This window comes from Micromonospora sp. WMMA1976 (assembly GCF_027497335.1).
GTDB lineage: Bacteria > Actinomycetota > Actinomycetes > Mycobacteriales > Micromonosporaceae > Micromonospora > Micromonospora aurantiaca.
This window is the reverse complement of sequence record NZ_CP114912.1, coordinates 654,039-679,855: the sequence shown is the minus strand read 5'-3', so window position 1 is coordinate 679,855 and position 25,817 is coordinate 654,039. Positions and strand designations below refer to the sequence as shown.

Annotated in this window: 26 protein-coding genes; 8 read left to right on the top strand and 18 right to left on the bottom strand. The window is 71.9% G+C overall.

From position 1 onward, the window contains the following. Positions 1–46: 46 nt before the first annotated feature. From O7546_RS03330 to O7546_RS03310, 5 genes are all read right to left on the bottom strand, one after another. Positions 47–682, bottom strand: coding sequence for a M15 family metallopeptidase (locus tag O7546_RS03330; protein ID WP_194798485.1), 636 nt, complete (start codon positions 680–682; stop codon positions 47–49). Beyond that, positions 679–1,812, bottom strand: coding sequence for a D-alanine--D-alanine ligase family protein (locus O7546_RS03325; RefSeq protein WP_194798486.1), 1,134 nt, complete (start codon positions 1,810–1,812; stop codon positions 679–681). The genes O7546_RS03330 and O7546_RS03325 overlap by 4 nt, the downstream gene beginning before the upstream one ends. After that, on the bottom strand, positions 1,809–3,908 hold the full coding sequence (locus O7546_RS03320) for a pyridoxal-phosphate dependent enzyme (RefSeq protein ID WP_281600434.1): 2,100 nt from the start codon (positions 3,906–3,908) through the stop codon (positions 1,809–1,811). Before O7546_RS03320 ends, O7546_RS03325 begins: the two co-directional genes overlap by 4 nt. A gap of 115 nt (positions 3,909–4,023) precedes the next feature. Next, positions 4,024–5,076, bottom strand: coding sequence for a HAMP domain-containing sensor histidine kinase (locus O7546_RS03315; protein ID WP_194798488.1), 1,053 nt, complete (start codon positions 5,074–5,076; stop codon positions 4,024–4,026). Continuing rightward, the gene (locus O7546_RS03310) at positions 5,073–5,738 is read right to left on the bottom strand and encodes a response regulator transcription factor (protein ID WP_091418650.1); all 666 of its coding nucleotides are present in this window, start codon (positions 5,736–5,738) and stop codon (positions 5,073–5,075) included. The genes O7546_RS03315 and O7546_RS03310 overlap by 4 nt, the downstream gene beginning before the upstream one ends. A gap of 237 nt (positions 5,739–5,975) precedes the next feature. Between O7546_RS03310 and O7546_RS03305 the strand changes: the two genes are divergently transcribed. From O7546_RS03305 to O7546_RS03290, 4 genes are all read left to right on the top strand, one after another. Next, positions 5,976–7,256: a transcriptional regulator gene (locus O7546_RS03305; RefSeq protein ID WP_194798489.1), complete on the top strand. Its 1,281-nt coding sequence runs from the start codon at positions 5,976–5,978 to the stop codon at positions 7,254–7,256. 40 nt (positions 7,257–7,296) lie between these two features. Further along, positions 7,297–8,802 (top strand): aldehyde dehydrogenase, encoded by a 1,506-nt coding sequence (gene adh, locus O7546_RS03300; protein WP_194798490.1) that lies wholly within the window; start codon positions 7,297–7,299, stop codon positions 8,800–8,802. Beyond that, positions 8,802–9,149: a DUF779 domain-containing protein gene (locus O7546_RS03295; protein ID WP_194798491.1), complete on the top strand. Its 348-nt coding sequence runs from the start codon at positions 8,802–8,804 to the stop codon at positions 9,147–9,149. Before adh ends, O7546_RS03295 begins: the two co-directional genes overlap by 1 nt. Positions 9,150–9,282: 133 nt before the next feature. Beyond that, positions 9,283–9,732 (top strand): hypothetical protein, encoded by a 450-nt coding sequence (locus O7546_RS03290; RefSeq protein ID WP_194798492.1) that lies wholly within the window; start codon positions 9,283–9,285, stop codon positions 9,730–9,732. Positions 9,733–9,751: 19 nt separating this feature from the next. On the opposite strand, the gene O7546_RS03285 is transcribed toward O7546_RS03290, so the two are convergent. From O7546_RS03285 to O7546_RS03245, 9 genes are read right to left on the bottom strand one after another with little or no spacing between them, the layout of a single operon-like run. Continuing rightward, positions 9,752–10,063 carry a helix-turn-helix domain-containing protein gene (locus O7546_RS03285; RefSeq protein ID WP_013284175.1) on the bottom strand — a complete coding sequence of 104 codons (312 nt, stop codon included), beginning with the start codon at positions 10,061–10,063 and terminating at the stop codon, positions 9,752–9,754. After that, a complete protein-coding gene (locus O7546_RS03280) occupies positions 10,060–10,452 on the bottom strand; it encodes a type II toxin-antitoxin system RelE/ParE family toxin (protein ID WP_186461666.1) in 393 nt (130 codons plus the stop codon). The genes O7546_RS03285 and O7546_RS03280 overlap by 4 nt, the downstream gene beginning before the upstream one ends. Positions 10,453–10,492: 40 nt before the next feature. Further along, positions 10,493–11,506 (bottom strand): agmatinase, encoded by a 1,014-nt coding sequence (speB, locus tag O7546_RS03275; protein ID WP_269696161.1) that lies wholly within the window; start codon positions 11,504–11,506, stop codon positions 10,493–10,495. After that, positions 11,503–12,705: a saccharopine dehydrogenase C-terminal domain-containing protein gene (locus O7546_RS03270; RefSeq protein WP_194798494.1), complete on the bottom strand. Its 1,203-nt coding sequence runs from the start codon at positions 12,703–12,705 to the stop codon at positions 11,503–11,505. Before O7546_RS03270 ends, speB begins: the two co-directional genes overlap by 4 nt. Continuing rightward, positions 12,705–14,126, bottom strand: coding sequence for an FAD-dependent oxidoreductase (locus O7546_RS03265; protein ID WP_281600433.1), 1,422 nt, complete (start codon positions 14,124–14,126; stop codon positions 12,705–12,707). The genes O7546_RS03270 and O7546_RS03265 overlap by 1 nt, the downstream gene beginning before the upstream one ends. Next, positions 14,123–14,947: an ABC transporter permease gene (locus tag O7546_RS03260; RefSeq protein WP_043326456.1), complete on the bottom strand. Its 825-nt coding sequence runs from the start codon at positions 14,945–14,947 to the stop codon at positions 14,123–14,125. The genes O7546_RS03265 and O7546_RS03260 overlap by 4 nt, the downstream gene beginning before the upstream one ends. Continuing rightward, positions 14,947–15,855, bottom strand: coding sequence for an ABC transporter permease (locus O7546_RS03255; protein ID WP_194798496.1), 909 nt, complete (start codon positions 15,853–15,855; stop codon positions 14,947–14,949). Before O7546_RS03255 ends, O7546_RS03260 begins: the two co-directional genes overlap by 1 nt. A 25-nt stretch (positions 15,856–15,880) precedes the next feature. Continuing rightward, the gene (locus tag O7546_RS03250) at positions 15,881–17,038 is read right to left on the bottom strand and encodes an ABC transporter ATP-binding protein (RefSeq protein ID WP_269696159.1); all 1,158 of its coding nucleotides are present in this window, start codon (positions 17,036–17,038) and stop codon (positions 15,881–15,883) included. Continuing rightward, positions 17,035–18,219: a spermidine/putrescine ABC transporter substrate-binding protein gene (locus O7546_RS03245; RefSeq protein ID WP_269696158.1), complete on the bottom strand. Its 1,185-nt coding sequence runs from the start codon at positions 18,217–18,219 to the stop codon at positions 17,035–17,037. Before O7546_RS03245 ends, O7546_RS03250 begins: the two co-directional genes overlap by 4 nt. 205 nt (positions 18,220–18,424) lie before the next feature. Between O7546_RS03245 and O7546_RS03240 the strand changes: the two genes are divergently transcribed. The 3 genes from O7546_RS03240 to O7546_RS03230 all read left to right on the top strand — a co-directional run bounded on the left by O7546_RS03240 (position 18,425) and on the right by O7546_RS03230 (position 21,817). Then, complete coding sequence (locus O7546_RS03240; RefSeq protein WP_194798499.1) at positions 18,425–18,937, top strand: Lrp/AsnC family transcriptional regulator; 513 nt, start codon at positions 18,425–18,427, stop codon at positions 18,935–18,937. Positions 18,938–19,085: 148 nt separating this feature from the next. Beyond that, complete coding sequence (locus tag O7546_RS03235) at positions 19,086–20,432, top strand: aspartate aminotransferase family protein (protein ID WP_281600432.1); 1,347 nt, start codon at positions 19,086–19,088, stop codon at positions 20,430–20,432. Positions 20,433–20,437: 5 nt separating this feature from the next. Continuing rightward, positions 20,438–21,817 (top strand): FAD-dependent oxidoreductase, encoded by a 1,380-nt coding sequence (locus O7546_RS03230; protein ID WP_281600431.1) that lies wholly within the window; start codon positions 20,438–20,440, stop codon positions 21,815–21,817. A gap of 405 nt (positions 21,818–22,222) precedes the next feature. Here the strand turns inward: O7546_RS03230 and O7546_RS03225 are convergent, their stop codons facing one another. Then, on the bottom strand, positions 22,223–22,597 hold the full coding sequence (locus tag O7546_RS03225; RefSeq protein WP_194798502.1) for a DUF3499 domain-containing protein: 375 nt from the start codon (positions 22,595–22,597) through the stop codon (positions 22,223–22,225). Positions 22,598–22,750: 153 nt separating this feature from the next. Here O7546_RS03225 and O7546_RS03220 point away from each other — a divergent pair, with 153 nt between their 5' ends. Next, positions 22,751–23,200 (top strand): metallopeptidase family protein, encoded by a 450-nt coding sequence (locus O7546_RS03220; protein WP_018787548.1) that lies wholly within the window; start codon positions 22,751–22,753, stop codon positions 23,198–23,200. Positions 23,201–23,299: 99 nt separating this feature from the next. Here the strand turns inward: O7546_RS03220 and O7546_RS03215 are convergent, their stop codons facing one another. The 3 genes from O7546_RS03215 to O7546_RS03205 form a co-directional block, all read right to left on the bottom strand. After that, a complete protein-coding gene (locus O7546_RS03215; protein WP_013284161.1) occupies positions 23,300–23,560 on the bottom strand; it encodes a WhiB family transcriptional regulator in 261 nt (86 codons plus the stop codon). A 460-nt stretch (positions 23,561–24,020) separates the two neighbouring features. Then, entirely contained in the window at positions 24,021–24,359 is a 339-nt protein-coding gene (locus O7546_RS03210; RefSeq protein WP_013284160.1) for a hypothetical protein, read from the bottom strand. A 13-nt stretch (positions 24,360–24,372) separates the two neighbouring features. Then, the gene (locus tag O7546_RS03205; protein ID WP_194798503.1) at positions 24,373–25,770 is read right to left on the bottom strand and encodes a DUF4331 domain-containing protein; all 1,398 of its coding nucleotides are present in this window, start codon (positions 25,768–25,770) and stop codon (positions 24,373–24,375) included. Positions 25,771–25,817 lie beyond the last annotated feature (47 nt).

Below are 25,817 nucleotides of genomic sequence, written 5' to 3'. Positions count from 1 at the left end.
GCGTGGTACGGACGGGAGGGCCGGACCGTTCACCCGAATACGTTGACTACAACGGACCGTAACGGGTATGTGGCGCTCCGGTCATCAATGCCCAGTACCTGTCGCCGTAGGACCAGTGCCACCACTCCGTCGGGTAGTTCACCAGTCCCGCGCCACTCAGCGCCGCCACCAGCAGGTTCCGGTTGCGCCACGCGCTGACCGGGATGTGCCGTGCGGCGGTGAAGCAGGCGTCGGCGCTCTCCTCCGGGGTGGCGTCGAGCGCGGTGCCCATGTCCAGCTCCACCCCGTCGGCGTCACACAGGGTGAGGTCGACTGCTCCGCCGGTGCTGTGCGGGGCCACAGCGACCGGCGAGACGAACTTGGTGGTCTCCCGGTGCAGCCGGTCCGCCGGCCAGTCCGGGTGACGCCGGCGCAGTTCGTCCCGGTAGCCGGTGAAGATGTCCAGCTGCGCCCGGTACGGCCGGTACCCCTCGACCACGAGCAGGCACAGCCCGGCCGGCAGCGCGCGCTGCGCGGCCAGCAACCGGTCCGCGACCCCGCGCCGCACCCGGGCGTACGCCCCGGCGGGGTCGGCGGCCCGCCCGTCCACCCGCAGCCCGGGCACGTCGCGCAGGTCCACCAGGGGCTCGCCGTCGTCCCGGCTGGACACCGCGGCGACCCGGGGGTCGGAGAGCAGGATCACGGCGTACCCCCGGGGTGTTCGCGCGACGGCCGGGCCGCGTGCCGGGTGAAGGCGAGCGCGACGAGCCGGTCCACCACCTCGGGGTACGCGACACCGGACTCGGCCCACACCTTCGGGTACATCGAGTGCGCGGTGAAGCCGGGCAGCGTGTTCAGCTCGTTGACGAGCAGGTCGCCGGTGGCCTCGTCGTAGAGGAAGTCGACCCGGGCCAGGCCCCAGCCGCCGATCGCGGTGAACGCCCGCACCGACAGCTCGCGGATCCGCTCGGTGACCTCGCCGGGTAGCAGCGCCGGGACGATCATCGGGTCGGCGTCGCCGAAGTACTTCTGCCGGTAGTCGAACCAGCCACCCGCGACCCGGACCTCGCCGACCGCCGACGCCTCCGGCTGCCAGCCGCCGAGCACGCCGCACTCCAGTTCCCGGCCGGTCACGCCCTGCTCGACGAGCACCACGTGGTCGTGCCGGAACGCCTCCTCCACGGCCGCGACCAGGTCGTCGCCGTCGGCGACCCGGGAGATGCCGATCGAGGAGCCCATCCGGGCCGGCTTGACGAACAGCGGCCCGCGCAGCCCGACCACCAGCTTCTCCGGGTCCGCCGCAGCCCGCCAGGTCGGCTCGTCGAACCAGACGTACGGCGTGGTCGGCACGTCCTCGGCCCGCAGCGCCCGCTTCATCGCCACCTTGTCCATGCCGACTGCGGAGGCGAGGATGCCGCACCCGACGTACGGCACGCCCAGCGACTCCAGCAGCCCCTGCACGACGCCGTCCTCGCCGTACGGGCCGTGCAGCACCGGGAACACCACGTCCAGCTCGGCGTGCACAGTGGCCGGGGCGTCGGCCGCGCCGACCGCGACGGTGCCGGCGGCTGCCCCGCGCCGCAGCTCCACCGCCTCGCCGGTGACCGGCAGCCGGTCGTCGATCGCCCGGCCGGCCGCCACGGTGCCGAGGTGCTGCGCGAGCACCGGCTCGGGCAGCAGCCGGATCCCGCCGGTACGGGTGATACCGAGCGCCACCACCCGGTGCCCCTGCTGCGCCAGGGCGCGGGCCACGCCGAGCGCCGAGGCGCAGGAGACCTCGTGTTCCGCCGACGGGCCTCCGAACAGGACACCGATCCGCACTGTCGACCTCATGCCGCAACTCCCACAGTCATCCGGGCGCCCGCCAGCCGGGCCACCACTTCCGCTTCCACGTTTCCGCCGGTCAGCACCACGCCGACCGTCGGTCGCCGCCCGCCGTCCGACGGCCGGGGCGCCATCTCGCCCAGCCGCAACGCGCCGGCCAGCGCGGCCGCGCCGGACGGCTCGACGAGCACCTTCAGGTCCAGCAGGAGCAGCCGGAACGCCTCGGCGATCGCGTCGTCGTCGACCCGGACCACCCCGCGTACGCGGTTGCGGGCCACCGCGAACGGCAGGTCACCGACGCAGCCGGGACGGAGTCCGTCGGCCAGGCTCGGCGCCGGGGCGACGGGTGTGGGCCGTCCGGCGGCCAGGCTGCGCGCGAGCGAGTCGCACCCGACCGGCTCCACGCCGTACACCTGGATCGGCGTTCCGGCCGCGGCCAGGCAGGCCCCGGCGATGCCGCCACCCCCGCCCACCGGCACCACGAGCGCGTCCAGCGGAGTGCCGCGCCGCGCCGCCTCCTCGATCAGTTCCAGGCTCGCGCTGCCCTGCCCGGCCACCACGTCCGGGTGGTCGTACGCGTCGACGAGCGGATGGCCGTCCACCTCGGCGATCCGCCGGGCGACGGCCAGACGCTCCTCCACAGTGGTGCCGGCCCGCACCACCCGTGCCCCGGCCGCCCGTGCCCGGTCCACCTTGACCGGCGCGGCGTCCACCGGCAGCACGACAGTGGCGGCGACACCGTGCCGGCGGGCGGCGAGCGCGACCGCTACCGCGTGGTTGCCGGTGCTCTGCGCGACCACACCGGTGTGCCCGGCGGCGGCGAGCCGGCCCACCGCCAGCATCGCGCCGCGCATCTTGTACGAGCCGCCGTCCTGGAGGTTCTCCGCCTTGAGCAGGACGCGGGTGCCGGCCAGGCGGTCGATCGCCGGGCTGTGCAGCACCGGGGTACGCACCACCCGGCCGGACAGCGCGCGGGCGGCCTCCTCGACACGTGTGCGGTCCGGCAGCACCGGCGCGTCGGTTCGGGGCATGGTCTCTCCTTCGGGATTCGAGTGGACGCGGCGGCGCGGCAGGTCGAACAGCCGGCGCGCGCCGAGCGCGGTGAGGCCGCGGTGCGCGGCGAGGCTCAGTGCCAGTACGAGCGCGGTGAGCAGGACCGGGTAGACGGTCACGAGCAGCGCCCGGGCCGGCCCGGGCAGGCCGGCCACGGGTGTGGCGAGGAGCCGGTCCAGCAGCGCCAGCACCGGCATGTGGATCACGTAGACGGGGAGGGTGCGGCGGCCCAGCCGGGCCAGTGCCGGACCGGCCAGGCGGTACCGGGCCAGCCGGGCGGCGGCGGTCAGCCCGAACGCCACCGCGAGCACGGAGACGAGCAGGTACACGCCGGGCCACCTCTGCGCACCGGCGAACGCCATGACGGCCAGCGCGACCGCGTACGCCGCGCCGGTACCGGCGAGCCGCCGGGTGCTCGCGCCGTCCGCCCACCGCGTCAGGTACGGCCGCAGGTGCACCCCGGCCAGGAAGAACACCAGGTTCTGGTAGACCTGCCCCCGGTTGCCGGGGCTGTCCAGCAGCCCGGTGGCGGCCATCGCGGACAGCGCGCCCGCAGCGGTCAGCAGCACCGCCGGATGGACCCGGCGCAGTGCCTTCGCGATCACGAAGTAGAGCGCCAGCGCGTACAGGTACCACAGGTTCGAGGGCGTCACGGTGAGCTGGGCCAGCAGTTCACCGCTGTCGGTGGCCCGGTCGGTCGGGAATCCGGGCGCCAGCGCCAGCAGCGCGGTGTGGATCAGCAGCCAGATCGCGTACAGGTAGAGGTTCCGGGCGATCCGGGGCCGCCCGGCCACCCGCCACGGGCGGGCCACCGCGTTCGCCGCGAAGATGCCGGAGATCGCGAAGAACAACGGCATCCGTAGCGGCAGCAACTGCTCGCCGAGCAGCCCCCACGCACCCGGCACCGGCAGGCCGACCCGCCAGTCGACACGCAGGTAGTCCTTGACGACGACGTGCCACAGCACCACGAGCACGATGCAGGCGCCCTTCGCCACGTCGGCCCAGGCCACCCGACCGCCGGGCGGCGCGTTCCCCTCGGTACCTGTCGGCACTGCGGTCTCCTCTCCGGCCGTCTGCGGATGGGAGGCGGCGCCGCCGGTCCCGTCCTCGGGCAGGTGTCATCGCGGGACGCCGCGACGGCGGCTCCCGGAGTCGTGTGTGTGGTGGTCAGCCCACGGGGGGCAGGTGGACGTCGACCCGCAGGCCGCCGTCCTCACCCGAGCGGGCGGCGATGATGCCGCCGTGCGCCTGGGTGATGGAGCGGGCGATGGCCAGGCCGAGCCCGGCGCCGCCGCCCTGGTTGGTCCGGTCCCGGGCGAGGCGCCGGAACGGCTCGAACAGCCCGTCGACCGCCTCGGTGGGGACGTTCTGGCCGCTGTTGGTGACCGTCAGCGCGGGATCGCCGCCGACAGTGACGACGAGCCGGCCGCCCTCGCGGTTGTACTTGATGCCGTTCTCCACCAGGTTCGTGACAAGGCGTTCCAGCAGCACCCGCTCACCGGTCACGATCCGGGGCGACAGCCGGGACTCCACCGTCACGCCCGCCTCGGCGGCCCGGTCGGCGTACGCGGCCAGCACGCCGCTGACGATCTGTTCGAGGCGTTGCGGGGTGGAGGACCGTAGGCCCTGGTCGCTCTCGCTGAGCGCGAGCAGCCCTTCGATCAGCCGCTCGTTGCGTTCGTTCGTGGCGAGCAGTTGGGCGGTCAGCAGGTCCAGTTGCTCGCCGGTCAGCGACTGGGCCATGCCGACCTCGATCAGGGTGCGTTGCACCGCGAGCGGCGTACGGAGTTCGTGCGAGGCGTTCGCGGCGAACCGCCGCTGCCCCTCGTATCCGGCGGTGACGCGGTCCAGCATCGCGTCGATCGCGCGGGCGAGCCCGGCCAGCTCGTCCCGGCCGCGATGCCGGATGCGGTAACCGAGGTTCTGCGGGCCCAGGTTCGCCATCGGGGCGGCCAGGTCGCGCACCGGGCGCAGGCACCAGCGGGCCGCGCCCCACACCGCGAATCCGGCGGCCACCAGCACCAGCAGTTGGACCAGCAGCGGCAACAGCGGGACGAACGGGCGGCCCGGTTCGCACACCGCGCCGATTGTGGCCAGGCCGCAGAACCACTGGGCCTGCCCCCACACCAGTTCGAGCAGCGACTTGACCATGTTGGGCACGAAGAACCCGGCCAGCAGGGCGAGCACCCCGACCAGCAGGATGCGGCGACGGGGGCTCATTCCGGCTCGCCGATCCGGTAGCCGGCCTTCGGCACGGTGTGGATGACCGACGGCTGGCCGAGCTTCTTGCGCAGGGTCATCACCGTCACCCGGACCGCGTTGGTGAACGGGTCGGCGAACTCGTCCCACGCCTGTTCCAGCAGCTCCTCGGCGCTGACCACCCGGCCGCCGGCCCGCATCAGCACGTGCAGGACGGCGAACTCCTTCGGGCTCAGCCCGAGCGGGCTGCCGTCCCGGGTCGCGGTGTGCCGGGCCACGTCGAGCACCACGCCGTGCCGTTCCAGCACCGGCGGCAGCGCCGGGGTGGACCGGCGGCCCAGCGCCTGCACCCGCGCCACCAGCTCGGCGAACGCGAACGGCTTGGTCAGGTAGTCGTCGGCGCCCAGCCCGAGGCCGGCGACCCGGTCGCGGATGCCGGCGGCGGCGGTGAGCAGCAGCACACGGGTGCCGGCGTCGGACCCGGCCAGGCTCCGGCACACCTCGTCGCCGGTGGCGCCGGGCATGTCCCGGTCCAGCACCGCCACGTCGTACCGGTTCACCCCGATCCGTTCCAGCGCGCCGTCCCCGTCGTAGCAGACGTCGACAGCCATGGAGAACCGTCGCAACCCCTCGGCGACCGTGTCCGCCAAGAGCCGCTCGTCGTCCGCCACCAGCACCCGCACCGTTGCGCTCCCCCGTGTCTTCCCTCGTCGTCCGGCACACCTTCGCAGGCCGGAGTTAAGGGTTCCGTAAGCGTCCGCAGCAGCCATCCTCCACGCGGGCCGTGCTGCGACAACCGCCACAGGGCCGTCTGGGCCGTTCGTCCGGTCCGCAGCCGACGCGAGCACCGCTCAAGTGACCCGGATCACGCATTGGCGCTCCGGGGTGAGGTGGGTCACGATGGGTGGAAGGAGGCGCTGGTGGCTGACCCGTGGCTCGCCCTGGAGTTCGGCGCGGATCCGGTGGAGCGGATCGCGCAGATCGGTGCCGCCCACGAGGCGTTCCTCACCGCGGGGACCACAGGCGGTGTCCGAGAGGTGGTCGCCCGCTCCTGGGAGCGGTCCGCGCTGCTCGACCCGGAGACCACCGCGCCGGTCGACCTCGCCGACGACGCGCTGAAGAGCTACCGCGCCGCGCACCCGCTCGCCCGGGTGATGCCGCTCTTCCGCGACCTGCTCGGCGGCATCGCGCAGGACGGCGCGCACCTGATGGCGGTCTGCGACGCCGCCGGGCGGCTGCTCTGGGTGGAGGGCCACCCCGGGGTGCTGCGGCACGCCGAGCGGATGAACTTCGTACCGGGCGCCCGCTGGGACGAGGCGCACGCCGGCACGAACGCTCCCGGCACCGCCCTCGCCGTCGACCACGGCGTGCAGATCTTCGCCACCGAGCACTTCGTCCGGCCGGTGCAGCGCTGGACCTGCGCCGCCGCGCCGATCCACGACCCCGCCAGCGGCGCGCTGCTCGGCGCCGTCGACATCACCGGCGGGGACCACCTGGCCAACCCGCAGAGCCTCGCCCTGGTGCGGGCCACCGCCCGGGCCGCCGAGGCGTTCCTGGCCGGCGCCGCGCCCGCCGCGCCGGACGTGGCGTACGTGTCGGCGCTCGGCCGGGACGAGGCGGAGCTGCGCGTCGGCGGCCGGCGCATCCGGCTCGGCCGGCGGCACAGCGAACTGCTGGTACTACTCGTCGACCATCCCGAGGGCCGCACCGGGGAACAGCTCGGCCTCGACCTCTACGGCGACGACAGGCGGCACCCCGTCACACTGCGCGCCGAACTGTCCCGGCTGCGCCGCGTGCTCGGCGACGAACTGCTCGACTCCCGCCCGTACCGGCTGCGGCCGGCCGTGCGCGCCGATTTCCGTACCGTCACCGAACTGCTGGAACGTGGCGATCCGGCGGCGGCGCTGCGCGCGTACCCCGGGCCCCTGCTGCCCCTGTCGGACGCGCCGGGAGTGGCGCGGCTGCGCCGCCTGGTCGACGGCCAGTTGCGCGCCGCCGTGCTGGCCGGCGCCGACCCGGGGCTGCTCGCGGCCTGGACCGCGACGGCGGCCGGGGCCGACGACCTGGCCGCGTGGCAGGCCCTGGCCCGGGCGTTGCCGCCGGGCGCGCCCCGCCGGCCGCTCGCGCTCGCGCGGGCCCGTCAGCTCGCCGAGGAGTACGCGCTGCCGCGCGCAACGTTCCTGCAACGTCCCGGAAACTAGCCTGCCCGCCATCCACCCCAGACGGACGGCGGAGGTACCCATGACGCGCTACGACGCCCCCACCCACTGGCAGTCCCGTTACGACCACTACATCGGCGGCGAGTACGTGAAGCCGCACGGTGGGAAGTACTTCGAGAACCCGACCCCGGTGACCGGGCAGACCTTCTGCGAGGTGGCCCGGGGCACCGCCGAGGACGTGGAGAAGGCGCTCGACGCGGCGCACGGCGCGGCCGACGCGTGGGGCCGCACCTCGGTCGCCGAACGCTCGCTGATCCTCAACCGGATCGCCGACCGGATGCAGGACAACCTGGAGTCCCTGGCGATCGCCGAGACGTGGGAGAACGGCAAGCCGGTACGCGAGACGCTCGCCGCCGACATCCCGCTCGCGATCGACCACTTCCGCTACTTCGCCGGGGCGATCCGGGCGCAGGAGGGCTCGCTCGGCGAACTCGACGACGACACGGTCGCCTACCACTTCCACGAGCCGCTCGGTGTGGTCGGGCAGATAATCCCGTGGAACTTCCCGATCCTCATGGCGGTGTGGAAGCTCGCCCCGGCGCTCGCCGCCGGCAACGCGGTGGTGCTCAAGCCGGCCGAGCAGACGCCCGCGTCGATCCACTACCTGCTCTCGCTGATCGGCGACCTGCTGCCGCCCGGCGTGATCAACGTGGTGAACGGCTTCGGCGTCGAGGCGGGCAAGCCGCTGGCCTCCTCGCCGCGGGTGGCGAAGGTGGCGTTCACCGGCGAGACCACCACCGGGCGGCTGATCATGCAGTACGCCAGCGAGAACATCAAGCCGGTCACGCTGGAGCTGGGCGGCAAGAGCCCGAACATCTTCTTCGACGACGTCAGCGCCGCCTCCGACGACTTCCTGGACAAGGCCCTGGAAGGCTTCACCATGTTCGCGCTCAATCAGGGCGAGGTGTGCACCTGCCCGTCCCGGGCGCTCATCCAGCAGGGCCACTACTCGGACTTCCTCGCCGCCGCCGTCGAGCGGACGAAGGCGGTCAAGCAGGGGCACCCGCTGGACACCGACACGATGGTCGGCGCGCAGGCCTCCAACGACCAGCTCGAGAAGATCTTGTCCTACCTGGACATCGGCCGGCAGGAGGGCGCTCGCGTCCTCACCGGCGGTGAGCGGTCGGACCTCGGCGGCGAACTCTCCGGCGGCTACTACGTCCAGCCGACCATCTTCGAGGGCGACAACTCGATGCGGATCTTCCAGGAGGAGATCTTCGGCCCGGTCGTGTCGGTGACCTCCTTCGCCGACCTGGACGACGCCGTGAAGATCGCCAACGACACGCTGTACGGGCTCGGCGCGGGCGTGTGGACCCGGGACCTGAACACCGCGTACCGGGCCGGGCGGGCGATCCAGGCCGGCCGGGTGTGGACGAACTGCTACCACGCCTACCCGGCGCACGCGGCGTTCGGCGGCTACAAGCAGTCCGGCATCGGCCGGGAGAACCACAAGATGATGCTGGAGCACTACCAGCAGACCAAGAACCTCCTGGTCAGCTACTCGCCGAAGAAGCTGGGCTTCTTCTGATGGGTGACACCGTGACAGTGACCTCCGCGGCGGCCGACCTGATCCGGTCGCTGCGGGGGCAGCACGGCCCACTCATGTTCCACCAGTCCGGCGGCTGCTGCGACGGCAGCGCCCCGATGTGCTACCCGGCCGGTGAGTTCCGCACCGGCGGCTCGGACGTGCTGCTCGCCTCGCTGGCTGTCGACGGCGTGCCCGAGCCGGTGGAGTTCTGGATGTCGAAGGCCCAGTGGGAGCTGTGGCGGCACACCCGGCTCACTGTCGACGTGGTGCCCGGCCGGGGCAGCGGCTTCTCCCTGGAGGCGCCGGAGGGCGTCCGCTTCCTCATCCGGTCCCACCTGAACCGCTGATCTGTCCGAGATCTTGCAGCTCGCGGGCATCGCGGCGGTGGGATGCTGACGCCGTCCACTTCGGAGTACGCGTCCCACCACCGCTCGAGTCGCTACCGGGTCGCGTCCGCCACCGCCCGACAGGAGACCGCCCATGCACCCGGTCCGACAGCCAGTGCTCGCCGCCGGCCTCACCGCCCTGGCCACCGCCGCCACGCTCGGGCTCGCACCCGGCGCCGCCGTCGCCGCCCCGGCGGCCTCCCCCAGCATCTCCGTCAACTGGTTCGGCACGGCCGACGCGCGGGCGCACACCGCCACCGTCGGTGGCCGGTTCGACTGCGGCGCGGAGCGCGGCCTCGCGTACATCGAGGTGCACCTCGACCAGCGGGTCCGGCGCGGCTCGGTCACCGGCTTCGGATTCGGCGTGATCGGCGCGTGCACCGACGAGCGCACCGCCGGCACCTGGACCGCAACCATCCCCGCCGACCAGGGCAGATTCCGTCCCGGCCGGGCAACGACGATCGCCCGCCTGGTGATCGAGCCCAACTCGATTACCGAAACCACCGAGCCCGTACGCCTGCGCCCCCGCTGCGCCCACCCCTGACCGCGTCGGCGGCCTCCGGTCAGGCGATCTGCCGGAGGTCGTCGCCGTAGTCGAAGATGATCCGCAGCCGGGCGCCGAGGGCGTTGGCGTACCGGCTCAGCGTGGCCACCTCGTTGACGTCGAGGTCGCCGTTCTCGATCTGGCTGACCCGGCCCGGCGTGACCCCCATGATCTCGGCTACCTGCCGCTGGGTGAGCCCCAGCCGCTTGCGCTCCTCGGCCAGGTGGAACGCGCTCACCCACGCGTCGGTCCGGGCGCGCTCCGCCTCGTACGCCTCGTCGTCACCGCCGAGTTCGGCGCGGACCTCGTCCCAGTGATAGAACTCCGTCACGACTCCCCCCTTCGCTCGCGCTCGCTGTCGAGCCAAGCCTTGTAGGCAACCTCCGCCGCCGGAATGTGCTGCCGGTACCAGCGGGTCCAGTTGCCCGCCTTGTTGCCGGCGACCAGAAGGACCGCCTGCGACCAGGGATCGAAGACGAACAGCACCCGGATAGCCACGTCCCGACCGGAGCGGGGCCGCAACTCCTTCAGATTACGGAGACTGCTTCCACGCAGCGTGTCCACGAGCGGGCGACCTAGCCCCGGCCCCACCTCGGCCAGCTTGTCCACCGCCACCCGGACGCTCTCATACGACGCCGGGTCGTGGTCCCGCAGGTCGCGCAGCCAGTGCCGGACCTCTCCGGTGACCCGGACCGACCAGCGCTTCCCGTCCGCACCCATGCTCCAACCATAGCCCGAGCTAAACATCGCCGACTACCAGTCAGCGACCATCCAGGAGCGGCTGGGTGGGGTTCCACGGGGTTCCGGTCTCGGCGTCGTGGCGGCGGCGGGCTATCGCTGAGAGCGCCTCCAGCACCACCCGGTTGCCCAGGTACGCGGTGATGTCGGCATGGTCGTACGGCGGGGCGACCTCGACCACGTCCAGCCCGACCACCGGCAGCTCGTAACAGACCCGGCGCACCGCGTCGAGTAGTTGCCGGGAGGTGAACCCGCCCGGCTCGGGTGTGCCGGTGCCGGGCGCCATGCCGGGGTCGACCACGTCCACGTCGACGGAGAGGAACACGCCCTCGCACTCGTCGGTCGCGATGCCGAACGCCTCGGTCAGGCAGGCGTCCAGCCCGCGCGCCACGATCTCGGTCATCTCGTACGAGCGCATCCGCTGCTCCGCCATCCACGCCAGCGTGTCCGCGCCGGGCCAGTAGCCGCGCAGCCCGATCTGGAGGAAGCGGTCGCCGCGTACCGCGCCGGACTCGATGAGCCGGCGCATCGGCTGGCCGTGGCCGTGCAGCGAACCGAACTCGACGTCGCCGGTGTCGGCGTGCGCGTCGAAGTGCACGAGCGACACCCGGCCGAGCCCGTGGTGCCGGGCCACGCCTGTGGCGTCCGGCAGCGCGATGGAGTGGTCGCCGCCGAGCACCACCGGGATCGCCCCGGCCGAGGCGACCGCGTGCACGGCGGTCTCCAGCGCGGCGAGCGAGCGCTCGATGTCGCCGCCGAACATCTCCACGTCCCCGGCGTCGTAGACGCACAGGTCCTTCAGCCCGTCCACGCGCAGCGCCAGCGACGGACGGGAACCGTCGTGCGGCAGGTAGCAGGCCTGCCGGATGGCGGACGGCCCGAACCGGGTGCCCGGCCGGTGCGAGGTGCCGCCGTCGAACGGCGCGCCGATGATCACCACGTCCGCGTCGGCGTACGTGACCGGCTCCTCGACCGTGCACGGCGGCACACCGAGGAACGTGATGTCGGGACCGTACATCGGGCCGTACCGGGTCATCGTTCCTCCATCCCCCACGGCGAACCGTAGCCGGTGAGCAGGTCGAGGAAGGGGGTCGGCGGGAACGCCTCCGGCCCGAGCACGCCCGTGCCGGACCAGGCGCCGGTGGCGAGCAGTTCCAGCGCGACGACCGGGTTGACGGCGGTCTGCCAGACCACCGCCTGGTGGCCGTACTCGGCCATCGACCACTCGTTGTCGACCACGTGGTAGAGGTAGACGCGGCGCGGCCGCCCGTCGGGGCCGGTGCCGGTGACGTACGTACCGGCGCACGTCTTGCCGCTCATCCGGTCGCCGAGCGTGGCCGGGTCGGGCAGCGCGGCGGCCACCAGGTCGCGCGGCGACACCTCGACGCCGCGTACGCGCACCGGCTGGGTCGAGTCCAGTCCGAGCTTGTGCAGCGTGCGGAGCACCTCGATGAACTCGGCGCCGAGGCCGTACTTGAAGGTGACCCGCTTCGCCGGCACCCAGCGCGGGATGAGCAGCACCTCCTCGTGCTCGACGTTGACGCACTCGACCGGGCCGATCCCGGCCGGGAAGTCGAACACCTCCGGCTCGCTGAACGGTTCGGTGGTGAACCAGCCGCGCCCGGCCTCCCAGATCACCGGCGGGTTGAGGCACTCCTCGATGGTGGTCCAGATGGAGAACGAGGGCGCGAACTCGTAGCCGGCGACTGTGAGGTTCGCGCCGTCGCGTACCCCGATCTCGTCGATCTCGGCGAAGAGTTCGTCGGCGGCGTAGCGGGCGAAGACGTCCGACAGGCCCGGTTCGACGCCGATGCCGCACAGCGCGAGCCGCCCGGCGGCGGCCCACCGCTCCGCGACGGCGAACTGCTCGTCGCCGAGCTTGACCCCGGTCTCGGCGTAGGGGCGCTCGGGGTGCGGCCGGGACAGCGACATCGCCATGTCCAGGTAGTCGGCCCCGGCGGCGAACGCGCCGTCGAAGATCGGCATGACGAAGCGCGGGTCGACCGCGTTCAGCACGTGCGTGATCCGGTGTTCCCGGCACAGCGCGGCCACCGCGTCGGCGGAGGACGCGTCGACTGTGGCGGCCACGAACCGGTCGCCGAGCCCGGCGACGGCCCGCGCCGCACGCGCCGGATCGTGGTCGGCGACCACCATGAGCTCGAAGAAGGTACGGCGGGCGGCAATGGATACGGCGGCGGAGCCGACGCCACCGGCGCCGACGAGGAGGATACGCATCAGGAGTCGAACCCCAGTCCAAGACGGTCGAGAGTACGGAGCCAGAGGTTGCGCCGGCCGTCGCGCGCGTCGGCGCGGGCGAGCGACCAGCGGGTGAGGTTGATGCCCACGGACCGGGCCGGTTCCGGCGGGAACGGCAGCGGCTTGCGGCGCACCAGGTCGAGCCGGGTCAGCGGGGTGTCGGTGCCGGAGAGCAGGTCGAGCGTGACGCGGGCGCCGAACCGGGTCGCGCCGACGCCGAGCCCGGTGAACCCGGCCGCGTACGCCAGGCGTCCTTCGTACGCGGTGCCGAAGAACGCGCAGAACCGGGTGCACGTGTCGATGACGCCACCCCAGCGGTGGCTGAAGCGCACATCGGCGAGCTGCGGGAACGTCGTGAAGAAGTGCGAGGCGAGCGTGGTGAAGGTGGCCTCGCGCTGCTCCAGCGCGGGCGCCACCCGGTTGCCGTAGTGGTAGATCGCGTCGTAGCCGCCGAACAGGATCCGGTTGTCGGCGGTGAGCCGGTAGTAGTGGAACTGGTTGCCGGTGTCGGCGAGCCCTTGCCGGTTCCGCCAGCCGATCGCGTCGCGCTGCGCTTCGGTCAGCGGCTCGGTCATCAGCGCGTAGTCGTAGACCGGCACGATCCAGGAGCGCAGCCGACGCAGCAGCGGCGGGAACGCGTTCGTGGCCAGCACGACCTGCCGCGCCCGTACCGTGCCGGGCGCCGCTTCCGCGCCGCCCGCAGTGGTGGCCCGTATCCCGGCGCCGTCGCCGGCCAGGCCGGTGACGCGGGTGTGCTCGTGCATGCGTACGCCCAGGTCGAGCGCGGCGCGGCGCAGTCCCCAGGCGAGCTTCGCCGGGTCGAGCAGGGCCACCCGGTCGCGATCCCACATCCCGCCCAGGTACGTCGGCGACGCCACCTCGGCGCGTACCTCGTCGCGGTCGAGCAGCCGCACGTCGTGGCCGTACCGGCGGGCCAGCTCGGCGTCGGCGGCGAGCCCGTCGAGCTGGTACGGCTCGACCGCCACCGCCAGTTCCCCGGTGCGTTCGAAGTCGCAGTCGATGTCGTACTTCGCCACGGTGGCGCCGATGGAGTCCAGGTTCTCCCGGCCCAGCCGTTCCAGCTCGCCGATCTCGCCGGGGAACCGCTCGACGCCGTTGGCGAGCCCGTGGGTCAGCGACGCGGCGCAGAACCCGCCGTTGCGCCCGGACGCCGCCCAGCCGCACGTGCCCGCGTCGACGAGCAGGACGTCGCGGTCCGGGTCGGCCTCCTTCGCGAGCAGCGCGGTCCACAGTCCGGCGTACCCGCCGCCGACCACGAGCAGGTCGGCGGTGTGCGTCCCGGACAGCGGCGGCAGCGGGTCGGGCCGCTCCGGGCGGTCCAGCCAGTACGACACGGGCGCGGCGTCGGCCAGCGCCCGGCCGGTATGCGGGAGTGTCATGGCTTGCCCGCCGGTGTGGCGACCACCGCGAGAGCGGCCCGGCGTGCCCGCCGCCCGCGCAGCGAGGTGGCCCCGACGAGCAGCAACGCGATCACGAACATGGCCGTGCCGATCACGTTGACCTGCGGCGGGATGCCGCGCTGGGAGGCGCCCCAGACGTACATGGGGAACGTGACAGTGGTGCCGGCGTTGAAGTTCGTGATGATGAAGTCGTCGAAGCTGAGCGAGAACGCCAGCAGCGCGGCGGCCACGATGCCGGGCAGCACGAGTGGCAGCGTGATCCGGCGGAACGTCTGCCACTCGCTGGCGTACAGGTCCATCGCGGCTTCCTCCAGCCGCCGGTCCATGCCGGAGAGCCGGGCTTTCACGGTGACCACGACGAACGACACGCAGAACATGACGTGCGCGATGACGATGGTCCAGAAGCCCTGCGGCACCCCGGCGGCGACGAAGAGGGCGAGCAGCGAGGTGCCCATCACCAGTTCCGGGGTGGCCATCGGCAGGAAGATCAGCCCGTTGAGCCCGGAGCGGCCGCGGAAGCTGTGCCGGACCAGCGCGAACGCCATCAGCGTGCCGAGGAGCGTGGAGACGACTGTGGCGATGAGGCCGATCTGCATGCTGCGCACCACGGCGTCGCACATGTCCGAGGTGGCGCAGGGCTGCTTCCAGTTGTCGAGCGTGAACTCGTTGAAGTCGTAGGAGAGCCGGCTTGAGGGCCGGTTGAAGGACAGACCGGCGACCACCATGATCGGCAGCGTCAGGTAGCCGAGGACCAGCAGTGCCACGCCCATCACCCACCGGTCGGCGAGCCAGCGCCGCATCAGAGCACCTCCTCCGTGCCGGCCTTACGCAGGTAGACGAAGACGATCGCCAGGATCGCGGCCATCAGCAGGAACGACAGCGCCGCGCCCTGCGGATAATCCAGCCGGACCAGGAACGCCGAGTCGATGACGTTGCCGATCATGTACTCGTTCGGCGTACCGAGCAGCTCGGCGTTGATGTAGTCACCGGTGGCCGGGATGAAGAACAGCAGCGTGCCGGCGATCAGGCCGGGCATCGACAGCGGCAGCGTCACCTTGGCGAACGCGCGCAGCGGGCTCGCGTACAGGTCGCTCGCCGCTTCCAGCAGCCGGGGATCGAGCCGCTCCAGGCTCGCGTACAGCGGCAGCACCAGGAACGGCAGGAAGTTGTACGTCAGACCGAGCACCACGGCGATCGGCGTGGCCAGCAGCCGGCCGTCCGGTCCGAGCAGGTGCACGTCGCGCAGCAGCCCGACCAGCGCGCCGTTGTCCGACAGGATGGTCTTCCAGGCCAGCGTGCGCACCAGGAAGCTGGTGAACATCGGCGCGACCACGGCGACCAGCAGCAGGTTCTTCCACCGGCCGGCCTTCTGCGCGATCGCGTACGCCAGCGGGTAGCCCATCAGCAGCGCGAGCACCAGCGCGATGGCCGAGTAGAGGAACGACCGGGAGAACTGCGGCCAGTACGCCTGCAACGCGTCCGGGTAGTTGCTGAACGCCCAGGTCATGGCGTACCCGGTGGAGAGCGAGCCGGCCGGGTCGTAGAGGCTGGCCGAGGCGAGCTGCACCAGCGGGAGTGCGAAGAAGACGAACAGCCAGACCGCGCCGGGCAGCAGCAACAGGTACGGCAGGAGCCGGTTGCGCCCGCGCCGCACCGGCGGCGGCGCCGGTTTCCCGGCGGAGGTCGGTACGTGGGCCAGCGCGCTCATGCCGCCACTCCGCCAATTCGCTCGCTCATGCCGACGCACCCACCGGCGGCTCGTCGAGCAGCGGCGTGGTCTGGTCGTCCGCACCGGCGGCCCGGGGCAGCAGGAACGCGTGCCGCGGATCCCAGTGCGCGGTCACCGTCGTGCCGACCGCCAACTGACCGCCCAGCCCGCTGTTCGCGGCGAACGCGGTCAGCTCGCTGCCCCACGCGGTGCGCACCAGGTACTGGGTGCTCACCCCGACGTAGGAGGCGTCGGTGACCACACCGTCGACGTGCTGGTGCCCGGCCGGCACCCGGTCCGGGCTCTCGACCAGGTGCAGCTTCTCCGGACGTACGCCGAGGAAGGCCGGACCGTCGGTGAGCCGGGACCGGCCGGCGGGCACCGAGAAGCGCGAGCCGTGCGCCGTGACCAGCACGTCGTCGGCGGCGCGCCCGCCGGCTTCGGCGGCGAGCAGGTTGGACTGGCCGAGGAAGTTCGCCACGAACGCGGTGGCCGGGTACTCGTAGATGTCGGCGGGCGCGCCGAGCTGCTCGATCCGGCCGGCGTTCATCACCGCGACCGTGTCGGCCATCGTCATGGCCTCCTCCTGGTCGTGGGTGACGTGCACGAACGTGATGCCGACCTCGGTCTGGATCCGTTTCAGCTCGATCTGCATCTGCCGGCGCAGCTTGAGGTCGAGCGCGCCGAGCGGCTCGTCGAGCAGCAGCACCTGCGGGTGGTTGATGAGCGCCCGGGCCAGCGCGACGCGCTGCTGCTGGCCGCCGGAGAGCTGGGCCGGGCGGCGTCGGCCGTACCCTTCGAGCTGCACCAGCGCGAGCATCTGCTCCACCTGGTCGCTCACCTTGCGGATGCCGCGGCGGCGCAGCCCGAACGCCACGTTCTCGTGGATGTCCAGGTGCGGGAAGAGCGCGTAGCTCTGGAACACCGTGTTGACCGGCCGCTTGTACGGCCGCAGCCCGGCGATGTCCTGCTCGCCGAGCAGCACCTGCCCGCTGGTCGGCTGCTCCAGCCCGGCGATCATCCGCAGTGTGGTGGTCTTGCCGCAGCCGGACGCGCCGAGCAGGGCGAAGAACGAGCCCTGCGGGATGGTGAGGGTGAGGTCGTCAACGGCGGTGAAGACGCCGAACCGCTTGGTCAGGTCGACCAGGCGCAGGTCGCCGGCCGGGGTCTGCTGCCCCTTCACGCGCCGATCACCTGCTGGAACTTGGTCTCGTACTCCTTCTCCTGCGCCTCGTCGAGCGCCATGAAGACCTTGGCTTTGGAGAGCATCGAGTCGTCCGGGAAGATCAGCGGGTTGCTCGCCAGGTCCGGGTCGATCTTCTCCATCTCGGCCTGCGCGCCCTGCACCGGGCAGATGTAGTTGACGTACGCGGCCAGCTTCGCCGCCACCGCCGGGTCGTAGTAGTGGTTCATCAACGCCTCGGCGTTGGCCTTGTGGGTGGCCTTGTTCGGCACCAGCATGTTGTCCGACCAGAGCATCACGCCGGACTCCGGCACCACGAACTTGATCTTCTCGTCGTCGAAGCCGAGCTGGACCACGTCGCCGGACCAGCCGATGCACGCGGCGATGTCGCCCTTGGCCAGGTCGGGCGCGTAGTCGTTGCCGGTGAACCGCCGGATCTGTTTGCTGTCCACGGCCTTCTTCAGCTTGTTCAGCGCGTCGTCGAACTGGGCCGCGGTGAACTTGGCCGGGTCGTGGCCGAGCGACTGGAGCAGCAGGCCGATGGTGTCGCGCATCTCCGACAGCACAGTCACCTTGCCCTTGAGATCGGGGCGGGTGAGCAGCTCGTCGACGGTGCGGATCTCCTTGGTGACGTTGGCGTTGTACGCGAGCCCGGCCAGGCCGGACTGCCACGGGACGGCGAGCTGGGTCTCGGCGTCGAAGGAGCGCCCGCGCAGCGACTGCAGCAGGTTCGCCTCGACGTTCGGCATCTTCGACTTGTCCAGCTTCTGGACCCAGCCGAGGCGGATCACCCGGGCGGCCATCCAGTCGGTGAGCACCATGATGTCCCGGCCGGTGCTCTGACATCCGGCGAGCTGGTTGCGTACCTTGCCGAAGAACTCGTTGTTGTCGTTGACGTCCTCGGTGTACGTCACCTGGATACCGGTGGCGGCGACGAACGCGTCGAGCGTGGGGCGCTTGGACTCGTCCTTCTCGTCGGTGTCCATGTACTGCGGCCAGTTCGAGAAGGCGACCTTCTTCTCGGTGGCGGACAGATCCTCGCTCTTGCATCCGGCTTCGGTCTGCTGGGCGCCCTTGGTCCCGCAGCCGGCCAGGGTGCCCGCAGTGGCGAGCAGCGCGGCCGAGCCGAGGGTCCCGGTGAGCAGACCACGCCGGGTGAGGGGCCGGAGGGGACTACGCATGTGACGACTCCTTGGGGGGCATCGTCGGCGGCGGGACGGGGGCGGCGCGCCGGCGGGAGGGTCAGTGGCGATGGACGACTGATCCTGACATGAGAAAACGTCTCTCACAAGGGATTCCGTTGCCGGAATAGCCAGTCGCCACGAAATACGCCAGACTGCGCGGGGCACTACGCTCAACACCGAGAACCGGACACGAGGAGCGTCGATGGTCAACCGACACCAGGAGAACGGAAACGGCGGCCGTCGCATCACTGTGCGTGACGGCGCCAACCACGCTCTGCTCGATGACGTGGCCAAGCAGATCATCGAGCAGCTCCAGGAGGACGGGCGCCGCCCGTACGCGAGCATCGGCAAGGCGGTCGGCCTCTCCGAGGCGGCGGTACGCCAGCGGGTGCAGCGGCTGCTCGACGCGGGTGTCATGCAGATCGTCGCGGTCACCGATCCGCTCCAGCTCGGCTTCCCCCGCCAGGCCATGATCGGGCTGCGTACCGACGGCGACCTGGAATCCGTCGCCGACCGGCTGGCCGAGTTCGAGGAGATCGATTACGTGGTGATCACCGCCGGCTCGTTCGACCTGCTGGCGGAGGTGGTCTGCCGCAACGACGCGCACCTGCTGGAGATCCTGCAGAAGCTGCGCGGCGTGCCCGGGGTGCTCTCCACCGAGGCGTTCGTCTACCTGAAGCTGCGCAAGCAGACCTACAGCTGGGGCACCGCCTGATGCGGATTCCGTTGACAGCTCAGTGATATAGCGCTGAATCCGTCGCGCTTAAGCTTGTTCGCTTGCCTTATCGGCATCGCCTGTGGGATAACCGTGGGCAGAGCGGCCGGTGTCACCCCTGACCGGCCCGAGACCCGATGGGGCTGACATGGCCAACGCCACCGACCATCTCTGGATGCACTTCACCCGCATGGCGAGCTACCCCGCCGGCGAGGTTCCGACAATCGTCCGGGGCGAGGGCGCGTACGTCTGGGACGCGCAGGGCCGCCGCTACCTGGACGGGCTGGCCGGGCTGTTCGTGGTGAACGCCGGTCACGGCCGCGCCGAGCTGGCCGAGGCCGCCGCCAAGCAGGCCGGCGAGCTGGCCTACTTCCCGCTCTGGTCGTACGCCCACCCGAAGGCCGTCGAGCTGGCCGAGAAGATCGCCACGCTCACCCCTGGCGACCTGAACCGGGTCTTCTTCACCACCGGCGGCTCCGAGGCCGTCGAGGCGGCGTGGAAGCTGGCCCGGGTCTACTTCAAGCGCACCGGCAAGCCCACCAAGCACAAGGTGGTCAGCCGCTACATCGCCTACCACGGCACCTCGATGGGCGCGCTGTCGATCACCGGCCTGCCCGGCATCAAGACCGACTTCGAGCCACTGGTTCCGGGTGGCATCAAGGTGCCGAACACCAACTTCTACCGGGCCCCCGAGCACGGCGACGACGCCGAGGCGTTCGGCCGCTGGGCCGCCGAGGAGATCGGCCGGGCGATCGAGCGGGAGGGGCCGGAGACGGTCGCCGCCGTCTTCCTGGAGCCGGTGCAGAACTCCGGCGGCTGCTTCCCGCCGCCGCCCGGCTACTTCGAGCGGGTACGCGAGATCTGCGACGCGTACGACGTGCTGCTCGTCAGCGACGAGGTGATCTGCTCCTGGGGCCGGCTCGGCGAGTACTTCGGCGCCGTCCGCTACGGCTACCAGCCGGACATCATCACCACCGCCAAGGGCATCACCTCCGGCTACGCCCCGCTCGGCGCGATGATCGCCAGCGAGCGGCTGATGGAGCCGTTCCTCACCGAGACCGGCATGTTCGCGCACGGCGTGACGTTCGGCGGCCACCCGGTCTCCTGCGCGGTCGCGCTGGCCAACCTGGAGGTGTTCGCCCGGGAGGACCTGATCGGGCACGTCCGGGCGAACGAGGGCGCGTTCCGGTCCACCCTGGAGAAGCTGCACGACCTGCCGATCGTCGGCGACGTCCGGGGCGACGGCTACTTCTACGGCATCGAGCTCGTCAAGGACAAGACGACCCGGGAGACGTTCGACGAGGCCGAGTCCGAGCGGCTGCTGCGCGGCTTCCTGTCCACAGCGCTGTTCGACGCCGGGCTCTACTGCCGGGCCGACGACCGTGGCGACCCGGTGGTGCAGCTCGCGCCCCCGCTGATCGCCGACCAGCAGCATTTCGACGAGATCGAGCAGATCCTGCGCGCGGTGCTGACCGAGGCGTGGTCGCGGCTCTGACGCCGATGACGGGATACCAGCAGCTGTCGTACTGGCTGTCCGGCCTGGACGAGCCGCTGACGCCGCGACCCGGGTTGCCCGGCGACACGGACGCCGACGTGGCGATCGTGGGCGCCGGGTACACCGGGCTGTGGACGGCGTACTACCTGGCCGAGGCCGACCCCACGTTGCGCGTCGTCGTGCTGGAGCGGGAGATCGCCGGGTACGGCGCGTCGGGGCGCAACGGCGGCTGGTGCTCGGCGCTGTTCCCCACCTCGCTGCCGGCGCTGGCCCGACGCCACGGCCGGGACCGCGCGCTCGCCCTGCAACGGGCCATGCACGACACGGTCGCCGAGGTGGGGCGGGTCGCCGCCGCCGAGGGCATCGACTGCGACTGGCAGGCCGGCGGCACGGTGACGCTCGCCCGCAGTGAGGCCCAGCTTGAGCGGGCCCGCGCCGAGATCGCCCAGGCCCACGCGCACGGGCTCACCGACGACGACCTGACGCTGCTCGACGCCGGCGAGGCCGCCGCGCGCTGCGCCGCCGACGGGGTACGCGGCGGCACGTACACCCCGCACTGCGCCGCCGTGCACCCGGCGAAGCTGGTCCGGGGCCTGGCGCGGGCGGTGGAGCGCCGGGGCGTACGCATCCACGAGCGCACCCCGGTGACCGCGCTGCGGCCGGGCGCGGCGGTGACACCGGCGGGCGTGGTCCGGGCCCCCGTGGTGGTGCGTGCGACGGAGGGCTACACGCCGGGGCTACCGGGCCGGCGGCGCACAGTGGCGCCCGTCTACTCGCTGATGGTGGCCACCCCGCCGCTGCCCGAGGAGACCTGGGCACGGATCGGGCTGGCGGAGCGGGAGACGTTCTCCGACTACCGGCACGTCATCGTGTACGGCCAGCGCACCGCCGACGGCCGGCTCGCGTTCGGCGGGCGGGGCGCGCCGTACCACTACGCCTCCCGGGTCCGGCCGGGCTTCGACCGGGAGCCGCGGGTGTTCGCGGCGCTGCGCCGGGCGCTCGGGGAACTGTTCCCGGTGCTCGGGCCGGAGGCGCCGGTGACGCACGCCTGGGGCGGGCCGCTCGGGGTGGCCCGGGACTGGGCCGCGTCGGTGGGGCTGGACCGCCGTACCGGGCTGGCCTGGGCCGGCGGCTACGTCGGTGACGGCGTCGGCACCAGCAACCTCGCCGGGCGTACGCTCGCCGACCTGATCCGGGGCGTGGAGAGCGACCTGACGGCGCTGCCCTGGGTGGGCCACCGCTCCCCGCGCTGGGAGCCGGAGCCGCTGCGCTGGCTCGCCATGAACGCCGGCCTGAAGATCATGTCCTCAGCCGACCACACCGAGCACAGAACCCATCGCCCGTCCCGCCGAGCCGAGGCCTTCAACCGCTTCCTGGGCCACTGACCCCGGTGCGCCCGGGTTTCATGATCGACACCAGTCCGGGGTGGCGGTGGGGTCCGGGTGGCCTGGATGCGGCCACCTCGCCGTACTGGTGTTGATCTTCGCGGGGCCAAGTGCGCCCGGCGTTCATGATCGACACCAGTCCGGGGTGGTGGTGGGGTCCGGGTGGCCTGGATGGCGCCACTTCCCCGTACTGGTGTTGACCTCGGTCTGGCCGGGCCACGGCGGTCGCACCGGCCGAGGGTGGCGCGGACGTCGCCGGGCCGGTCAGCCCGATCCAGGGCCTCCCGCCCGCCACCCCGGACGAGCTGGCCGAGACCGGCCGGCGGGCGCCCGTTGGTCCGTGCACTTGGCCGACCAGCGGGACCTTCATGATCGACCGATGGAGGGTCCGGGGCGGGGTCTCGTTCAGTGGTGGGGTGGGATGACCCGGAGGTGGCCCCGGCGGCCCTGCTGGTGGGGGGTCTGGGGCTTGCTGGTGGGTTCGTCCTCCGGGGGACGCGGCGGGGCGGGGCGGGCGGCCTCGCGTACCGCCTCGGCCAGCGCCACCAGGTCGTCGGTGGTGGGCGGCGGCGGCTCGAACTCGCCCTCGTGCCGCACCACGTCCCAGCCCCGCGGGGCGGTCAGGCTACGGGCGTGCGGCTCACACAGGTCGTACGTGTGCGGTTCGGCGAACGCGGCGAGCGGGCCCACCACCGCCGTCGACTCGTTGTAGACATAGGTCAGTGTGGCGACCGCTTGCCGGGGGCAGCCGTTACGGGAGCAGCGCCGTGGTGACCTCACGGCGGCAGGGTATCCCCATTACCGGGTCCGGCGCACCGCTTCGCGTTACGACACGCCCGTCATGGTGATCACAATTCCGTCGATCGGCACACCGGCGCGCCGGTCGGCCGCGCGACGGCGGGTGGACCGCCGACCCGGGCTACCCTGTCCGTCATGACGAGCCCCCAGAACCGCCGCCCCGGCTCCGGCCGGCGCACCCACCGTGACCGGCACGGTCGCGGGCTGCGCGGGCGGCTGGTGCCGGCCACGGTGCCGCTGGCGCGGACGAAGGCCGAGGTCTTCGACGATCTGGTGCTCGACACGGTGGAGACGCTCGAACGCCGGTTCGCCAAGGAGCTGGCCGGGGTGGAGTTCGCGGTCGAGGACGTCCCGCCGGATCTGAACGTCTACGACTCGGACGTGCTGGAGGACGGCGAGGTGCCGCTCGCCCGGCTGCTGCCGGGGCGGCCCGGCCGCCAGGAGGTGCCGCCGCGGATCGTGCTCTACCGGCGGCCGCTGGAGTTCCGCGCGATGGACCGCGAGGACCTCGCCGACCTGGTGCACGACGTGATCATCGAGCAGGTGGCGAATCTGCTCGGGGTCGACCCGGACGAGCTGGCCTGACCGGGCCGGCCGGCCAGGCGCCGCCACCCGGCCGGACGCGCCGGCCGGACGACGACCCGGGTCCGGGCGGCCCCCACCGCCCGTGGACCCGTACGTGGATCAGGCGGCGACCCGCCGCTTGAGCTTGCGCCGCTCCCGCTCGGAGAGGCCACCCCAGATTCCGAACCGCTCGTCGTGGCCGAGCGCGTACTCCAGGCATTCCGTCTTCACTTCGCACCGCGAGCAGATGCGCTTCGCCTCGCGGGTCGAGCCGCCCTTCTCGGGAAAGAACGCCTCCGGGTCGGTCTGCGAGCAGAGCGCTCGCTCCTGCCACTCCGGCGCGTTCCCGAGCAGGTCGGCCACCTCGAGCTGGCCGTCCATCGATTGCCTCCTTGTCGCGCACCGGCGTCATTCGCCGCTGCAACCCCCCACGCGAAAGGCGTGCCTGTCCGTACGGTCACCATTTGTTGCGTTCCGTGCGAACAACCCCATTCAAATTACACGCGTGTAATGCGTGCGCCGTCAAGCCAAACTTGATAATGGAGTCGCCCTCCCGACACGTCCGTGACGACCGCCCCGGTCGCCCGTAGCCTCGCAACCTGCCCTATCGATTCAGACCCCGGACGAGTAACGCCCTCCCCGGCGAGTTGCCGGAAGTTTTCTGCCGTGGCGCATCGCCGACAGGCCGGCCGGACGCCCCCGCCGGCCGCTCGTACCAAGATCAGAATTGGTGGGGCAAAGGGTAACCCGCTTCCCGCGGTACCGCCCGTCGAGCCGTCCAACGCCGACCGCGCCCCGTCCATCATGTGGACGGAGCGCGGGTTCCGGCGCGACTGACGGATCAGTCCAGACGGGCTGGTGAGCTGGTGGGCCAAACGAATTCGGCGATCGACCCACCGGTGACCGAGATCGCGCCGGCGGACGTACTCTCGTCCCACCAGACGGTATACACACCCGCCTCCAGATCCGGGTAAACCGCACTGTGGAACACCCCGTCCCGGACGTGCCGCTCGCGTACGGCGGAGTGGGTACGCGGGCCGTCGAGGTCGACGCGGCTGATCTCGATCTCCCGGCCGTGCAGGTCCCGCCCGGTGTGGATGATCAGCGCGCCCCGGTCGCCGCCGAGGTCGAGCACGACGCTGCCGACCTCCGACGGGCCGAGATCGTGATGGTGTGACATTCGCCGGCTCCCGTCAGGACTTCTTCGCCTGCGGGTTGCCGAACCCGTCGTACGGCGTGCCGAGGAACGGGAAGTCGGCCAGGAACGGCGCTGTCACGTCGGCCGCGCTCAGGCCCGGTGTCACCGCCGCCGCGGCGGCGTCCGGCCGGAACGTCTTGTCGACCAGCGGCACGGTCAGCCCGGCGATGGCGCGCAGCGCGATCGTCACCACGTCGTCGGCGGGACGGCGGCCGTTGGGGAAGCCGGCCAGGTCGCCGCCGAGCACGCCGAACCGGTCCGGGGTACGGCTGGGCCGGATCGCCGTGTTCAGCCGCAGCACGTCCGCCTGCACGTCACCGGTGGTGTTGGCGAAGCCGTCGATCAGTCCGGCCGGTACGCCGGTGAGCAGGATCGCCACCAGGTCGGCGCGCGGCTTCTTGGACTTGTTGAGCGCGTCCAGATTGGGGAAAACCCCCGGGTAGAGCGCCGGCAGCAGCCCGGCCAGCTCGGGCCGCTCCACGAACCCGGCGAACCGCTTGTCCTCCGACGGCGGCAGCGTGTTCCAGACGTCCTTCCTGGACATCGGCACGATGACCTCGTTGAACAACGGGTTACCGAGTCGCGACACCTGCGTGAAGGGTCCGGCGGCGGTGTCGGCGGCGACCCGGTCCCCCAGCACCCGCACCTGTTGGCGGGACGCGCTGGTCCAGACCCCGATCGTCGAGGCACGGTCGGCGTAGCCGTAGCGGGACGCCTTGCGGCGTACCTGGCGCAGCGGCACCTGCACGGCGAGGCTGTGCACGTTGAGCCGGTCCAGCGCGTTCACCGGCTCGCCCTCGGTCCGGAACAGCTTCTTGCCGGCCACGTGCAACTGCTGGAACGGCCGCAGCGTGCCCAGGTCGAACACCGCGCCCAGGTCGACGAAGAACCCGTCGGCGCGTTGCCCGGCGAACACCTTCTCGCCGGTGGACAGCTTGAACGTCGCCTGCCGGACCAGGTTCTGGTAGTTCGGCGTGGACAGCGGCCCGACGTTGCACGGCGGGCAGGGCAGTTTGTGCGCCAGCACACGGGCGCGACCGTCAGCGATCCGGGTCAGCCGGTAGAACTGGCGCCGGTTCCAGTTCTTGCTCTCCAGCGACTCGATCGGCCCGGTGTTGTAGAGAAAACTGTTCTGGTTCGTGATCTCGGTAGTGAATTCGAAACGATAGGTGACGTCCGGATAACCGTCCCCGTCGTTGTCGATGTGAATCTCGTACCGGACGTCGTCACCGAACTCGAAGAAGTTCGGGCCGCCGGACGGAAGCTGCACCGGCACGTAGTTGGCGATCAACGTGACCGTGTCCGGCTGGCTCGGCGTGACGAACGCGTACAGGTCGGAACTGTCGGCGACCGGATCCTTGGCGATCTCCGGGGCCTCGCGGTGAGAGGACATGGCGGACGCACCTTCGTCGGGGGGAACGGAAGTCGGAACCGGCGCCG

Excerpts from the sequence above, each read along its gene's own strand:
- O7546_RS03290 (WP_194798492.1), top strand. The coding sequence starts at position 9,283 with ATGCACCCGGTCCGACAGCCAGTGCTCGCCGCCGGCCTCACCGCCCTG.
- O7546_RS03230 (WP_281600431.1), top strand. The coding sequence starts at position 20,438 with ATGACGGGATACCAGCAGCTGTCGTACTGGCTGTCCGGCCTGGACGAG.
- O7546_RS03245 (WP_269696158.1), bottom strand. The coding sequence starts at position 18,219 with ATGCGTAGTCCCCTCCGGCCCCTCACCCGGCGTGGTCTGCTCACCGGG.
- O7546_RS03270 (WP_194798494.1), bottom strand. The coding sequence starts at position 12,705 with ATGCGTATCCTCCTCGTCGGCGCCGGTGGCGTCGGCTCCGCCGCCGTA.
- O7546_RS03235 (WP_281600432.1), top strand. The coding sequence starts at position 19,086 with ATGGCCAACGCCACCGACCATCTCTGGATGCACTTCACCCGCATGGCG.
- O7546_RS03210 (WP_013284160.1), bottom strand. The coding sequence starts at position 24,359 with ATGTCACACCATCACGATCTCGGCCCGTCGGAGGTCGGCAGCGTCGTG.
- O7546_RS03215 (WP_013284161.1), bottom strand. The coding sequence starts at position 23,560 with ATGGACGGCCAGCTCGAGGTGGCCGACCTGCTCGGGAACGCGCCGGAG.
- speB (WP_269696161.1), bottom strand. The coding sequence starts at position 11,506 with ATGACCCGGTACGGCCCGATGTACGGTCCCGACATCACGTTCCTCGGT.
- O7546_RS03220 (WP_018787548.1), top strand. The coding sequence starts at position 22,751 with ATGACGAGCCCCCAGAACCGCCGCCCCGGCTCCGGCCGGCGCACCCAC.
- O7546_RS03280 (WP_186461666.1), bottom strand. The coding sequence starts at position 10,452 with ATGGGTGCGGACGGGAAGCGCTGGTCGGTCCGGGTCACCGGAGAGGTC.
- O7546_RS03315 (WP_194798488.1), bottom strand. The coding sequence starts at position 5,076 with ATGAGCCCCCGTCGCCGCATCCTGCTGGTCGGGGTGCTCGCCCTGCTG.
- O7546_RS03265 (WP_281600433.1), bottom strand. The coding sequence starts at position 14,126 with ATGACACTCCCGCATACCGGCCGGGCGCTGGCCGACGCCGCGCCCGTG.
- O7546_RS03325 (WP_194798486.1), bottom strand. The coding sequence starts at position 1,812 with ATGAGGTCGACAGTGCGGATCGGTGTCCTGTTCGGAGGCCCGTCGGCG.
- adh (WP_194798490.1), top strand. The coding sequence starts at position 7,297 with ATGACGCGCTACGACGCCCCCACCCACTGGCAGTCCCGTTACGACCAC.
- O7546_RS03255 (WP_194798496.1), bottom strand. The coding sequence starts at position 15,855 with ATGAGCGCGCTGGCCCACGTACCGACCTCCGCCGGGAAACCGGCGCCG.
- O7546_RS03205 (WP_194798503.1), bottom strand. The coding sequence starts at position 25,770 with ATGTCCTCTCACCGCGAGGCCCCGGAGATCGCCAAGGATCCGGTCGCC.
- O7546_RS03260 (WP_043326456.1), bottom strand. The coding sequence starts at position 14,947 with ATGCGGCGCTGGCTCGCCGACCGGTGGGTGATGGGCGTGGCACTGCTG.
- O7546_RS03295 (WP_194798491.1), top strand. The coding sequence starts at position 8,802 with ATGGGTGACACCGTGACAGTGACCTCCGCGGCGGCCGACCTGATCCGG.
- O7546_RS03240 (WP_194798499.1), top strand. The coding sequence starts at position 18,425 with ATGGTCAACCGACACCAGGAGAACGGAAACGGCGGCCGTCGCATCACT.